Consider the following 13,510-nt stretch of genomic DNA (forward strand, 5'->3'; position numbering starts at 1 on the left):
AAATAATATAAAGAGTAATTCATATCTCCGCCTAAAAAATCAAAGCTGACAAAGCATTGGGTATTCAACGCTTTTTGTGCATAATGAACACCCTTCAGGTTTATTTTCAAGTTTCTCAAGGCTCAACAAGTCCGCTATATGATAAAAGACATTTCTAATTTACAGGTAAAATTACAAACCTTAATCGCTGGCCAAAAAGGCTTTTATACTCAGGGAAAAGTCGCTGATTACATTCCTGCCTTGGCAGAAGTAAGTGCCAAAAAAATGGGGGTTTGTGTCACCACTATTGATGGAAAAACGGCGGGCGCAGGTGACTATCAAGAACCTTTTTCGATACAAAGTATCTCGAAGGTATTCGGTTTGGTGATGGCAATGAAACGTATTGGCGATGACTTATGGACACGCGTGAATATGGAGCCCTCAGGCCAGCCCTTTAATTCTATTATTCAATTAGAATGGGAAAAAGGTATTCCTAGAAATCCAGTAATAAACGCCGGCGCATTATTAGTTGCTGATGTTCTAACAAGCCATTTCTCTGCAAGTAAATTAGCATTTTTAAGTTTTATGCGAAAATTAGCACATGACGACACCGTGTTTATCGACAATCATGTTTATCAATCTGAATTGGCGCATGGCAATAGAAACGCGGCATTGGCTTATTTGATGAAAAGTTTTGGTAATATTCAGGCTGAAATACCCGATTTATTAAGTCATTACTTTACCCAATGTTCGGTGGCCATGAGCTGTGAGCAACTAGCGACTAGCTTGCTTTTTCTAGCAAACAAAGGCGTTGATCCGCTAACTAATAAAGTTATTTGCAGCCCAAGAGATGCTCATCGTGTTAACGCTATATTATCAACCAGCGGTATGTACGATCAATCGGGTCAGTTTGCTTTCTCTATCGGTTTGCCAGCTAAAAGTGGTGTCGGTGGCGGGGTTATTGCCGTAGTACCTAACTATGGCGTTATTTGTACTTGGAGCCCGCCTTTAAACTCTTTTGGTAACTCGGTTATAGGCACAAACTTAGTGGCGAGTTTAGCCCAAGAGTTAGGTTTGTCTATTTACCATTAATTGGCGTATTTATATTGTTTAGCCATGATTCAATCACTAACTCAGCAAGTTTTTGTGAATAGTACTGGTAAGCCGTTGGATGATAGTTATCCGACAACTTATTCATAAAACCATGTAAAAAATCACTTTTATCTATAGTAATCGTTGGCTTTTCCTGCAACTGCAAAGCCAATTCCTCAACCGAAAAGTGTGATTCTTTGCTAGGAAAAATTAATCTCATGGGGATTTTAGGTGTTAATTGGGTCATATGCCGAATTTGACTACTATAAAAACAATAAGCACCAAAGCAATGCTCAATATTACTTTGAGAGCATAATTGCCAAACAGCACTCCCCCAACACTAAAACCTATCAATATTTTAGGACCAGAAATAGCTGAAACTTGCTGTTCAAGCACATTTACATAACCGTCCAAGTTAACATGTTGAATAAAATACTGATAAGCCTCTTGTTCACAAAGAAATTTGCTCATGTCATGTTGATAAGGGCCAATTAGGTGATATTTTACATTTAGTGAGTGATTTTCGTCGAATAACCTTTCAATATTCGCGGTAACCTGTCGACATAAATGGTTGAATTCTTCGGTAACGCCAAAAATATCGGCGACAAAAATTATATTCAACACTCTCTCCAATAAGTTCTGGTATTAATTTAGCTAAATATTTACATGTTATTTTGCAATTTGAAAGCTCAAATGGGCTCAGCACTAGAAATAGCAGACGCTACCCGTTAGAATCTAATGCATAGAAATTTTAATCATCAGCTACGAGACGAATTCAGATGGGCAGAGCATACCAAAACCGTAAATTATCAATGGCTAAAACTGCAGGCCAAAAAACTAAAGTTTATTCAAAATACGGCAAAGAAATCTACGTATTAGCGAAAAATGGTGGTGTAGACCCCGATGGTAACCTTTCTTTGCGTCGCACTATTGAAAAAGCGAAAAAAGATCAAGTGCCTACTCACGTTATTGAAAAAGCATTAGAAAAAGCTACAGGTGTTGGCGGCGAAGATTATGTTGAATCACGCTACGAGGGCTTTGGTCCGGGCAATTGTATGGTAATTATTGATTGTTTAACCGATAACGGTAACCGAACTATTAAAGATGTTCGTCAATGTTTTACCAAAACTTATTCGAAAATTGGTTCATCAGGCACAGTTTCTCACATGTTTGATCATCAAGCTGTTTTCGCTTTTAAAGGTGAAGATGACGAAGTTATATTAGAAAATTTAATGATGGCAGATATCGACGTTACAGATGTCGAGCTTGAAGACGGCATTATTACTGTTTATGCACCGCATACTGAGTTTTTTAAACTAAAAACTGAGTTTGCAGAAAACATGGCTGATGTTGAACTTGAAGTAGAAGAAATTACCTGGGTACCTCAAACTTATACTGAAATTTCTGGTGAAGATGACTTAGCTAATTTCGAAAAATTCATCAACATGCTTGAAGATTGTGATGACGTACAAAATATTTATCACAATGCTGAGCTTCCAGAAGAATAAGCACAACATAAATAACTAAAATAAAGGCATCAACATGATGCCTTTTTTATATTCAGGATAAATGGTATTACAGCACCCTATTAAAGTTCTGTTTATTTCACATTAATTAAAAAGGCTAACCATGATTGATTTTCGTTCTGACACGGTAACAAGGCCCAGCAAAGCAATGCGTACTGCGATGGCAAACGCAGAAGTAGGTGATGATGTTTACGGTGATGATCCTACCGTTAATGAACTTGAATCTTGGGCGGCTAAGCGCCACGGTTTTGCCAGTGCCATGTTTTGCAGTTCAGGTACACAAGCAAATTTATTAGCCTTGATGGCACATTGTCAACGTGGTGATGAATATCTTTGTGGCCAACAGGCACATAACTATATGTTTGAAGGTGGTGGTGCGGCGGTTTTAGGCTCAATTCAGCCACAACCAATTGCTAATGAAAAAGACGGTACGCTATGTTTTAAAAAACTGGCGGCAGCAATAAAGCCTGATGATTCTCATTTTGCTCGCACCACATTACTGAGCATTGAAAATACCATTAATGGCAAAGTGCTACCTTTAGAATATATGGCCAAGGCACGCACATTTACGCAACAAAATAACTTAGCATTACATTTAGATGGTGCTCGCGTTTATAATGCTGCCACGGCATTAAATGTTGATATTATTGAAATTTGCCAACATGTAGATTCAATGTCGATATGTTTATCAAAGGGACTTGGTGCTCCAATAGGGTCAATATTATTAGGCTCTGAAGCGTTAATAAAAAGTGCTAAACGCTGGCGGAAAGTAGTTGGTGGAGGTATGCGCCAAGCCGGTATTATCGCCGCAGCTGCTAAAATAGCACTACAACAAAATCCACAAAAGTTACAACAAGATCATGATAATGCAAAATATTTGGCTAACGCTTTAAATCAGCTACCTAATGTTTCAGTTAACCTTGAGCACGTGGAAACTAATATGGTTTTTGCAACCTTTGCTCAAGAAATAGATATAACAGGCCTAGTGGCACAGCTTAAAATGGATGGTATATTACTAACCACTGGCAACCCAATGCGACTCGTTACACATTTAGATATTGATAAAGCAGATATAGATAATTTTATTGAGCAATTAACAAGTGCTTTAGCATAGATATTTCAGCTCAAAAAAGTCAATTTATTTTATTTGGTTTTGAGTGATAGAGTTTATATTAAAAAATGTCGGTGAAAGCTTCTGTTCAAGATTTTAGCGTTAGCTTTAATTTTTGCAATTTCACCGATATAACCTTATTTTGTCAGTTTCTCAATCATGGTATTTACGGCTGTTAAATGTTCAGGGTTGTTATGACACATACCCTGAAATACAGCGCACATATCAAGAAAATCGGGTAACTCTGTGCGTTGTGCCAATTTCATTAAACGCTTTGTTAACCTTAATGAGGCGACTGGCTTAGCGGCCATTTCATTGGCAAGTTGGTTCACTTTTTCGATGAGATTTTCTGGCTCGACAACCTCTAAAACAACACCTATTTCTTTGGCTTCTTGTGCATCAATAACACGTCCAGTAAAGGTTAGCTCTGCGGCTTTTTGATATCCAATTAAGCGTTGCATAAACCATGCACCACCATCACCTGGGATAATACCTAAATTAACAAAAGTTTCACCAAACTTGGCTTTGGTTGAGGCAATTCTAATATCGCACATATTGGCAATATCAAAGCCTGCGCCAATTGCAGGGCCGTTTACAGCTGCAATCACCGGAACTTCCAGTTTATGTAGTGCTAAAGGTATACGTTGAATACCTTCTCGATAACGTCTTTCTAGTGCTTGTACATCGCCAGCAAAATCGCCAGCGCGCTCAGCCATATCTTTTATATTGCCGCCCGAAGAAAAAGCAGAGCCTGCACCTGTGATGATCAGCACTGCTATGTCAGGGGTTTTATTAATCCACTCAACCGTGTTAACAATATCATCTGCTATTGAAGTGCCCGTTAATGCATTACGCACATCGTGACGATTAAAGGTCAAGGTAACCACTTTATTACTGAGTGTTAGTTTACAGTCGACCAAGTTAGGGTGTGTATTCATTTTTACCTCACGATGCAGTTTTATAAATGGTTGTAGTACTATAATTTTTCAGACACTTTGACTTGCTGCCAAAACGTTTCGAGTTCATCTAGCGTGTGTTGCTCTATACTTTTATCGGCATTATTCACTTGTGCTTCAACACCATGAAAGCGCTTAGTAAATTTATTATTCGCTTGGCGCAATAACGCCTCTGGGTCTTGTTTAGCATGACGACATAAATTAACCACGGCAAACATTAAGTCACCTAACTCTTCCGCTAAAGCGTTGTCATCTCGATGCAGTTCAGCTTTAACCTCTAAAACTTCTTCTTCTACTTTAGCAAAAACATCATCAATATTGTCCCAATCAAAACCGACATGTGCACAGCGTTTTTGAATTTTTGCTGCTTGTGATAACGCCGGTAAATTACGTGGAATATCAGCCAATATACTTAAATTAGTGTCTTTGTTTTTTTGCTGACGCTCTTTTGTTTTCTCATTTTCCCAATTGGCTTTAACTTCGACATCTGATTGAAAGTCACTGTTGGCAAAAACATGTGGGTGACGGCGAATTAACTTTTCACAAATAGCACTGACTACGCTGTCAAAATCAAAACGCTTTTCTTCCGCGCCAAGTTGGCTATAAAACACCACTTGAAACAATAAGTCACCCAGCTCTTTTTCCAACTCAGTAAATTCTTCTTGCTCAATGGCGTCAGCTACTTCGTATGCTTCTTCAAGCGTATGCGGAATAATAGAGGCGAAAGTTTGCTTTAAGTCCCAAGGACAACCCGTTTCAGGATTACGCAATTCAGACATGATCCAGCGTAGTTTTTGTATTGAGGGCTTATCGTTCAACATTATTTAATATCCTGATTATTTACCTAAAAGGTATGTACGTATTACTTTTTGTAATTAGCGTAGCATCCAACTTCATCATAATAAGCAACTATATTACATTCATTAGCGTTTACATATTGGCAATTCGTTATTGTGTATTTTTTGTACTAAGCTTGTGGAGTGATTAAACATGCAGTAGAAACATAAACTTTACAAAAGGAATATAAAGATGAATAAAGCTATCATTATTAGTTTAGCTTTTTTGTTAACTGTATTGTCGTTTATAGCTGATGCAGAAGAACAAAAACCTAAAAAGTTAGCAAACGTTGAATATCTATCTATCACTTATACTGATTTCAAACCCGGAAAAGCCGATAGAGCGATGGAAATTATCAAAGAACATTATTTTCCTGCATCTAAAACAGCTGGAACTCCAGTACCTTATATTGTCAGGCTACAAAGTGGCGAATGGGATATGGTTACAGCATGGACGTTAGAAGAGGGTTATTCATCCATGGAATGGGAAATATCTGCAGATGGAATCAAGTGGATGCAAGCTTTTAACAAACAAGAAGGTAAAGAAAAATCAAAAGAAATTAGAGATGAATTTAATAGTTTAATCCAAAGGAGCAATCACGTAATAGGTTATCACCCTATTGATATTAAATAATTAATTTACTGTAAGTTCATGCCCATCTTTACTTTTATATAAAGTTAGATGGGCGATATTAAGCCGTTCATTTATTTCATAGTTTAATAACTGACTATAAGCGTTTAACTTCAGTAACGTCGTCTAACTGATTCAATTTCGCTAATAATCGCATTAACGCTTCATTATTAGCCACTTCAACTTTAATTGTCATGCTCATACTTTGCTTAGCGTTATCAGTGTTACTTTCAATACCAATAATACTGACTCTTTCATTAGAAATAATCGTTGATATATCTCTCAATAAGCCTTGGCGATCACCACCAATAATATTAATGCTAACTTGATAACTTTTATTGCTGCTTCCGCCCCACTGCACTTCAACTTCACGCTCAGGTTGTTGGTTAAGCGAGTTGGCAAGTTGATCACAATCAACCCGATGCACTGAGATACCTCGACCTTGGGTGATAAAACCTAAAATTTCATCGCCTGGAACTGGCTGGCAGCATTTAGCCATGTGAGTCAACAAGTTACCAACACCTGACACAGTAATGCCATTGCTATCGCCTGCTTGTGTATCTGTTTGTTGCGGTTGACGAATTAAGCTTTGTGGATCAATTTCCACTTCAGGTTTTGACTTTTCATCTTGCTGTTGTAAGCAATGAACCACTTGCAACAGGCGGGTATTTCCGGATCCTATCGCGGCAAATAGATCATCATTAGTAGTTAAATTAAAGCGCTCAGTTGCGACTGATAAATCTACTTTTGCTAATGATAAGTGTAATTTACCTAACGCTGTTTCTAACATTTCTTTACCTGCGGCGAGGTTTTTATCTCGGTCGAGTAAACGAAAAAAATGTTGTACTTTAGCGCGGGCTCTAGAAGTATGAAGATACTTTAAGCTCGGGTTTAGCCAATCACGACTTGGATTTAAAGACTTACTACGAAGTATTTCGACTTTATCGCCAGTACGTAAAGTGTGAGTAAAGGGCACTATGCGACCAAATACTTTGGCGCCAATACAGCTATGACCTACATTAGAATGAATATAGTAAGCAAAATCTAATGGTGTTGAGCCACTGGGTAAATCGACTACGTCACCACTGGGAGTAAAAACATAAATACGGTCTTCGAACACTTGGCTACGTAATTCATCGAGTAACTCGCCACTTTCTGAGACATCTTCTTGCCACTGTAAAATTTTTCTTAACCAACTCACTTTTTCGTCAAAGCCTGAAGTTTTACCGCTAGCATTGCCTTCTTTGTAACGCCAATGTGCAGCAACACCTAACTCGGCATCATCATGCATTTGTTGGGTTCTAATTTGTATTTCTATAGCTTTGCCTTCAGGGCCAATTACTACGGTATGAATCGACTGGTAACCATTGCTTTTCGGCGTAGCTACATAGTCATCAAACTCTTTCGATAAGTGATTCCAGCTAGTATGCACTAAACCTAATGCGCCATAGCAACCCTGTAGTTCATCAACAATAATGCGCACCGCTCTCACATCAAATAGCTGTTCAAAATCCAACGACTTTTGTTGCATTTTTTTCCAGATACTATAAATGTGTTTAGGTCGCCCATAAACACAACCTTTAATACCCGAAGATTTAAGCTGCTCAGAGATATTATTAACAAAGTCAGTCATGTACTGTTCTCTGTCGAGCCTCTTCTCATCAAGCTGTTTAGCTATTGTTTTATAGACTGTTGGGTGTAAATAGCGAAACGAGAGATCTTCTAATTCCCACTTTAACTGCCCAATACCCAAACGATTAGCTAAGGGTGCATAGATATTACTGGTTTCTTTCGCCGCTAACACACGGGTTTCTTCGTCGCTATTTTTCACTAAACGTAAGTGACATAAGCGCTCTGCCAACTTAATAACAACAGCACGAACATCTTCAACCATAGTCAATAACATGCGGCGAACATTATCAATTTGGTTAGCGCTAACTTGGCTTGACTGTGATTGCTGTAAGGCTTTAATAGCCTCCATTTGGCTTACACCTTTGCAAAGCAAGTATATTTTTTTGGAAAAATTTTCTTGGATGTACTCAAGACTAATACAGTTGTATTCATACAAAGGACAAATAAAAGCGGCACAGAGCGAGTCTGTATCAAGGTTTAACGCCGATAGTATTTCAACCATCTCTAAAGATTTCGTTTGACAGGGAGTCGTATCATCAAATAAACCGTTGACTTTCAAATACAACTTTTCTAATGCTGCTTTCTTGTCATTATCTAATTCAAGCGCATCAAGCCATTGTTCAAAACTAGCTTTTGACATGTGATGCGACTTACGTACAGAAACCATGGAACTCCCTACCTCTGATTCAATTTTTATACTTGCGTTATAAGCTAAACATTACCATAGTTTCAACATGCTTTGTTTGTGAAAACATATCCATTAAGGCAATTTTTTCAATTTTATAACCGTGTTCAATAAGTAATTTTGCATCACGTGCTAAAGAAGCAGGGTCGCAGCTAACATACAATATCTTATCGACTTTAAAAGTAAGTAATTGTACTAACGCTTGATAGGCTCCTGCACGAGCTGGGTCGAGTAAAACCTTAGTATATTTTTGTTTTACCCATGACTGGTTTTGCCAATCGCTATTTAAATCGGCTTGGTAAAATTGACAATTAGTTAGGTTGTTTTTCAAGGCATTTTCTTGCGCCTTTACAACCATAGATTCAACTCCCTCAATACCAACAACGCTATTAACTTGTTGTGCTATCGGTAAACTAAAATTTCCTAAGCCACAAAATAAGTCTAGCACCACATCGCTTTCATCAAGTGCTAACCAAGCTTGAGCTTGCTCAACCATTTTTTGATTAACGAGATGATTTACCTGAATAAAGTCATTCACAGTAAAACCAATATTTATGGTATCTGTCAAAGCGTAGTTTAAAGCTTTATCTTCGAGTAATGGCAAAACGGCTTTACCGTCATCAAAGTATACTAACCAGCCATTTTTGTGAGCAAAGCTCTCCCAGTGTTTTTTGTCTGCCGTGGTAATGTTAACAAGTTGTCGAACAACTACTACCTTCTCATTGGCTGAAATAACTTCAACATGACCCACAGCATTCTTACCTGACACTTTGGTTAAAACAGCTTTGAGCTCGACAAAAATATCAGCAAAAGCTTCAACCAATACTGGGCAAGACTTAATTTCGGTTAAATGGCTACTTTCGCGCTGACGAAAACCAATAATAGGCTCTCCGCGTTTATTGTATTGCACGCCTATTCTTGCTTTGCGGCGATAATGCCAAGGTTCGCTAACAATAGGAGGTTGCCAAGGTAAATTATCATTCAGTGTCTGACGTGAAAATAATTGCGTTATTTTGTCCTGTTTATATGCGAGTTGCTGCTGATAAACCATATGTTGCAAGTTACAGCCCCCACATTGGAAGTAATGACGGCATTTAACTTCAGTGCGAACTGCACTCGCGGCAATTACATTCAATAACTTCGCTTTAGAAAACTTACTTTTTTGCTCAAAAACTTTCACTTCAACCGTTTCATGAGGTAAAGCACCTTCAATAAAAATAGGTTTTTTATCATAAAAAGCAACGCCACAACCTTGATGATCTAAATGACTTACTTTCAAGGTTATGTGTGATTTAATATTTGTTTTTTTGGGGCTTGCTTTAAAAAAATTTGCCATAGCGATCTTAGTTTGCCATTAAAGAACAGCATAAATTAGCTTTTAGCTGTCATAGTGAACGATTATCTATTTGGTATTAGTCTCAATTGTGCCATTATAGCGTTATTAACTTAAAGATTTCACACTAAAGTTCAGCAAAAATATGCATAAAATAAGCCTGAAAGAGTGGGTGATTTTACTTACAGTCTTTCCGACGGTCATACTCAGTTTAATTATTGCTGGCTACTTGTCTTATAGTCGCTATAGCGAACTTGACCAGTTTATTTACCAACGTGCTACCAGCATTATTTCTCCACTTGCTATTAGCAGTGCTGAAGCATTAAGAGAGAAAAAAAGAGATAACCTAAGAACTTTAATAGGCTTTAGCCATCGTAGCCAATCTGACATTATCAAAAGCATTGCCATATTTACAAACGACAACCAAGTTTTTGTTACCAGTGCATATCACGGAGATACGCATACTTTACGGGTAAAGCCAGGACAAGGTTTACCCAAACGAATACAGTATGACGACCACGATAATTATCTGATTTTTCGCGCCCCTATTATTGATGAGTTCACCACTCAAAACTTTGCCACTGCTTCCGACATGAATATTGTTGGTTACATCGCAATTCAAATTGACACCAGCACCATTAAATATGCACAGCAACAATTGTTAATTACGGTGTTCTTTATTTTACTCGTAGGTTTTATTATAAGTACCCTGTTTGCATTAAAACTCGTTAACAGTGTTACCCGCCCGATTTCATCGATGGTTTTAGCCATAGACCGCATAAGAGAAGGTAAGATCGAAAGCCGTATCAGTGGTCAACTTGTGGGAGAGCTAAACTTTTTAAAAAATGGTGTTAATGCCATGGCTCAATCACTTGGTGATTATCAAGATGAAATGCAGCGTAGTATTGATCAAGCCACGATAGACTTGCGTGAAAGTTTAGAGCAGTTTGAAATTCAAAACGTCGAGTTAGATATTGCCAAACGCAAAGCTCAAGATGCCAACAAAGTTAAATCTGAATTTTTAGCTAATATGAGTCATGAATTACGTACCCCGCTTAATGGCGTAATCGGCTTTACGCGACAAGTATTAAAAACACCACTAAGCGATACACAGCGTGATCATTTGCAAACGATAGAACGTTCTGCGGCTAGTTTACTCTCAATTATCAATGATATTTTAGATTTCTCTAAGCTTGATGCTGGCAAGATGATTATTGAAAACATTCCTTTTTCAATACGAGAGTCTGTTGAAGAAACACTGACCTTACTTGCGCCTAGTGCTCATAAAAAGAACATAGAATTATCGTTGCGTGTCAGTCCACAAATACCCGACTCGCTTATTGGCGACGCCATGCGAATAAAACAAGTCATGGTTAACTTAGCCAGTAATGCTATTAAATTTACTGACAAGGGCGCGGTTGATATCAACCTAGAAGGTAACGTTACTGATAACAACCTTTATAAGATCAGAGTAACAGTTCAAGATACCGGTATCGGTATTCCTGGCCCTCAACAAAACTCAATTTTTGAAGCGTTTGGTCAAGGTGATAAAAGTGTTACAAGAATTTATGGTGGTACTGGCTTAGGATTAGTTATATCACAGCGTTTAGTGTCAGAAATGCAAGGCAATATTGGTTTTGAAAGCATGGAGAGTGAGGGTTCTACCTTTTGGTTTACCTTCCAGTGTGAGCTAAACACTATACCAACTATGCAATTATCAGCACCTGAGAGCCTCATCGGTAAGTCAATATTATATTACGAGCCACATACAGCAAGTCGTTTAGCAACTACCGAAATATTAGCAAACTGGCACATGAAAACAAAATCGATTAGCCAACGAAGTGACTTGGAGGAAATACTAAAAGATAAAACAGCCCTCTCTTCATTTGACTTTGCATTAATAGGTCACGATGTTACCCCTGCGGCGCTTAATGAAGCGAAAAGCTTATTATTTGCACTTAAAGATATTATTCCATCAGTCCATTTAGCGATAAATAGTAATTCACCAAGCCTATATGAAGCCCTAGTTTCAAGTGGTGCTAAAACCTGTATTAGTAAGCCGATAACAGTTCAACGTTTAAGTAAAACATTGGTGCCTACAGCAATTATTCATGGTCATAATCTTATTGAAGTGTCGGAGCAAAAAGTACCGATCAAAGTACTCGCGGTAGATGATAACGAAGCCAACTTAAAGCTAATAAAAGAACTATTACTTGAACAAGTCAGTGATGTAACTACCGCTATTGATGGTGCTGAAGCTGTCGCCTTATGCCAAAATGAAAAGTTTGCTCTCATCTTCATGGATATACAAATGCCTGTACTTGATGGTATTTCCGCATTAGGCATTATTCGTCAGCAAACGCTTAATGAACAAACCCCAATAATAGCGGTTACTGCTCATGTATTTGGCGAAGAAAAAGATAAAATACTCAGCAATGGCTTTAACTCGTTTATCACCAAACCAATAGATGAAGCCATGTTGCATCATAGTATTTATGAGTATTGTGATTCAACCCTACTTGCTAATAGTCCAAAGCCGGTTATACCAACCTTTGAACCTATCTCCAGTGCTAGACCAAAAATTATCGACTGGAAACTCGCCTTACAAAGAGCAGGACAAAAACAAATACTAGCCAAAGACATGTTTGTTGGTTTGGTTAATAGCTTACCTGAAAGCAAGCTCAATATATCTGAAGCGCTTATATCTCAAGATATTGAACAATTGAAAGTGCTTATACATAAACTTAATGGCGCATGTTGTTATTCGGGTGTTCCTAGCTTAGGAAAAGTCACACATGAACTTGAAACAGAATTAAAACGAGGTATTGGCTTAGATGATTTACAGCCAGAATTTTTTGAATTTTTCGAACAAATAGATTTGGTTTTAGAGGATGCTGTAGATTTTATCAAAAAAATATAGTGCTTATATCAATGATGAAAACATAAAAAAACAGTAAATAAATTATCTAATTTTTATATCGGGAGAGGTATTAATATCACCATCTTCAGTAATAACAGCAACGCCAGAATTACACATTAGCACCGCTAAACTGTGACCTTCATTATTACGAACAAAGCACAACTCATATCCAAATTTTCCAAGACTACTCGCTGAAAATTTTTGTGCTAAAGATAGCTTCGACCACCAAACTGATCGCTCAGGTGGTTCTTCACGTCTATCTACAATTGGGTACTTTTGCGTCTCCATTTTAACTCCTGAATTTACAGCACTGCTCAAAAAATTCAATCTGCGTAATTTAAGTATAGAACATTAATGATTGCTAAGACTAAATTTATTATCAAATAGAGTAAATACTTTGAAAAGTTGCTCTCTGGTCGGTATCTATTTTGATAACACAACAAAGGCAGTAGCATATTTAACTTCATCTGAAAGTGAAATATGCCAAGAGCTTGCCTTTAATTTATTGGCTAACGATAAGGCTTGTAAAGTAAGTTCAAGAGTCGGCTGACCTGATGCTAACGACACTATTTCAAAGTGTTGAAACGATACGCCATTAGCGATGCCAGTCCCCAATGCTTTAGCCGCGGCCTCTTTACCTGCCCAGCGCTTAGCAAGAAACCGTTCAGGCTGTTTTAAGGTTAAATAATGCTGATACTCTTTGTCAGTTAAAATCCGCTTAGCTAAACGTTGCTGTGCATTACCAGACATTTTAGCGATGCGACGAATATCAACAATGTCAGTTCCAATCCCAACTACTGACAACTTAA

General features: G+C 37.8%; 13 protein-coding genes. 5 read left to right on the forward strand and 8 right to left on the reverse strand.

What is annotated here, in order from left to right:
- Positions 1 to 138 precede the first annotated feature (138 nt).
- Positions 139 to 1,071 (forward strand): glutaminase B, encoded by a 933-nt coding sequence (gene glsB / locus DBO93_RS14925; RefSeq protein ID WP_108457046.1) that lies wholly within the window; start codon positions 139 to 141, stop codon positions 1,069 to 1,071.
- Here glsB and DBO93_RS14930 read toward each other — a convergent pair.
- The gene (locus DBO93_RS14930; protein WP_108457047.1) at positions 1,058 to 1,318 is read right to left on the reverse strand and encodes a hypothetical protein; all 261 of its coding nucleotides are present in this window, start codon (positions 1,316 to 1,318) and stop codon (positions 1,058 to 1,060) included. The genes glsB and DBO93_RS14930 overlap by 14 nt on opposite strands.
- Positions 1,315 to 1,692 (reverse strand): hypothetical protein, encoded by a 378-nt coding sequence (locus tag DBO93_RS14935; RefSeq protein ID WP_108457048.1) that lies wholly within the window; start codon positions 1,690 to 1,692, stop codon positions 1,315 to 1,317. The genes DBO93_RS14930 and DBO93_RS14935 overlap by 4 nt, the downstream gene beginning before the upstream one ends.
- A gap of 158 nt (positions 1,693 to 1,850) precedes the next feature.
- On the opposite strand from DBO93_RS14935, the gene DBO93_RS14940 reads away from it, so the two are divergent.
- Both DBO93_RS14940 and ltaE read left to right on the forward strand, forming a co-directional pair.
- Positions 1,851 to 2,579 (forward strand): YebC/PmpR family DNA-binding transcriptional regulator, encoded by a 729-nt coding sequence (locus DBO93_RS14940; RefSeq protein ID WP_108457049.1) that lies wholly within the window; start codon positions 1,851 to 1,853, stop codon positions 2,577 to 2,579.
- 121 nt (positions 2,580 to 2,700) lie between these two features.
- Positions 2,701 to 3,711: a low-specificity L-threonine aldolase gene (gene ltaE, locus DBO93_RS14945; RefSeq protein ID WP_108457050.1), complete on the forward strand. Its 1,011-nt coding sequence runs from the start codon at positions 2,701 to 2,703 to the stop codon at positions 3,709 to 3,711.
- A gap of 134 nt (positions 3,712 to 3,845) precedes the next feature.
- Here the strand turns inward: ltaE and DBO93_RS14950 are convergent, their stop codons facing one another.
- Both DBO93_RS14950 and mazG read right to left on the reverse strand, forming a co-directional pair.
- Complete coding sequence (locus DBO93_RS14950; RefSeq protein WP_108457051.1) at positions 3,846 to 4,646, reverse strand: enoyl-CoA hydratase-related protein; 801 nt, start codon at positions 4,644 to 4,646, stop codon at positions 3,846 to 3,848.
- Positions 4,647 to 4,684: 38 nt separating this feature from the next.
- Entirely contained in the window at positions 4,685 to 5,485 is an 801-nt protein-coding gene (gene mazG, locus DBO93_RS14955) for a nucleoside triphosphate pyrophosphohydrolase (protein ID WP_108457052.1), read from the reverse strand.
- A 208-nt stretch (positions 5,486 to 5,693) separates the two neighbouring features.
- On the opposite strand from mazG, the gene DBO93_RS14960 reads away from it, so the two are divergent.
- Positions 5,694 to 6,134, forward strand: a complete 441-nt coding sequence (locus DBO93_RS14960) for a hypothetical protein (RefSeq protein ID WP_108457053.1) — start codon at positions 5,694 to 5,696, stop codon at positions 6,132 to 6,134.
- A 94-nt stretch (positions 6,135 to 6,228) separates the two neighbouring features.
- Here DBO93_RS14960 and relA read toward each other — a convergent pair whose 3' ends face one another.
- On the reverse strand, positions 6,229 to 8,430 hold the full coding sequence (relA, locus tag DBO93_RS14965) for a GTP diphosphokinase (RefSeq protein WP_108457054.1): 2,202 nt from the start codon (positions 8,428 to 8,430) through the stop codon (positions 6,229 to 6,231).
- A 37-nt stretch (positions 8,431 to 8,467) separates the two neighbouring features.
- Entirely contained in the window at positions 8,468 to 9,784 is a 1,317-nt protein-coding gene (gene rlmD / locus DBO93_RS14970; RefSeq protein ID WP_108457055.1) for a 23S rRNA (uracil(1939)-C(5))-methyltransferase RlmD, read from the reverse strand.
- 142 nt (positions 9,785 to 9,926) lie between these two features.
- Between rlmD and barA the strand changes: the two genes are divergently transcribed.
- Positions 9,927 to 12,701 (forward strand): two-component sensor histidine kinase BarA, encoded by a 2,775-nt coding sequence (gene barA, locus DBO93_RS14975; RefSeq protein WP_108457056.1) that lies wholly within the window; start codon positions 9,927 to 9,929, stop codon positions 12,699 to 12,701.
- A gap of 42 nt (positions 12,702 to 12,743) precedes the next feature.
- On the opposite strand, the gene DBO93_RS14980 is transcribed toward barA, so the two are convergent.
- Both DBO93_RS14980 and acpS read right to left on the reverse strand, forming a co-directional pair.
- Complete coding sequence (locus DBO93_RS14980) at positions 12,744 to 12,989, reverse strand: hypothetical protein (protein ID WP_108457057.1); 246 nt, start codon at positions 12,987 to 12,989, stop codon at positions 12,744 to 12,746.
- 135 nt (positions 12,990 to 13,124) lie between these two features.
- Positions 13,125 to 13,505 carry a holo-ACP synthase gene (gene acpS / locus DBO93_RS14985; RefSeq protein WP_108457058.1) on the reverse strand — a complete coding sequence of 127 codons (381 nt, stop codon included), beginning with the start codon at positions 13,503 to 13,505 and terminating at the stop codon, positions 13,125 to 13,127.
- Positions 13,506 to 13,510: the final 5 nt, after the last annotated feature.

The sequence above is a fragment of the Colwellia sp. Arc7-D genome (assembly GCF_003061515.1).
Taxonomy (GTDB): domain Bacteria; phylum Pseudomonadota; class Gammaproteobacteria; order Enterobacterales; family Alteromonadaceae; genus Cognaticolwellia.

Coding starts and splice junctions, on each gene's coding strand:
- glsB (WP_108457046.1), top strand. CDS start 139: ATGATAAAAGACATTTCTAATTTACAGGTAAAATTACAAACCTTAATC.
- DBO93_RS14930 (WP_108457047.1), bottom strand. CDS start 1,318: ATGACCCAATTAACACCTAAAATCCCCATGAGATTAATTTTTCCTAGC.
- DBO93_RS14940 (WP_108457049.1), top strand. CDS start 1,851: ATGGGCAGAGCATACCAAAACCGTAAATTATCAATGGCTAAAACTGCA.
- ltaE (WP_108457050.1), top strand. CDS start 2,701: ATGATTGATTTTCGTTCTGACACGGTAACAAGGCCCAGCAAAGCAATG.
- DBO93_RS14950 (WP_108457051.1), bottom strand. CDS start 4,646: ATGAATACACACCCTAACTTGGTCGACTGTAAACTAACACTCAGTAAT.
- mazG (WP_108457052.1), bottom strand. CDS start 5,485: ATGTTGAACGATAAGCCCTCAATACAAAAACTACGCTGGATCATGTCT.
- DBO93_RS14960 (WP_108457053.1), top strand. CDS start 5,694: ATGAATAAAGCTATCATTATTAGTTTAGCTTTTTTGTTAACTGTATTG.
- relA (WP_108457054.1), bottom strand. CDS start 8,430: ATGGTTTCTGTACGTAAGTCGCATCACATGTCAAAAGCTAGTTTTGAA.
- rlmD (WP_108457055.1), bottom strand. CDS start 9,784: ATGGCAAATTTTTTTAAAGCAAGCCCCAAAAAAACAAATATTAAATCA.
- barA (WP_108457056.1), top strand. CDS start 9,927: ATGCATAAAATAAGCCTGAAAGAGTGGGTGATTTTACTTACAGTCTTT.
- DBO93_RS14980 (WP_108457057.1), bottom strand. CDS start 12,989: ATGGAGACGCAAAAGTACCCAATTGTAGATAGACGTGAAGAACCACCT.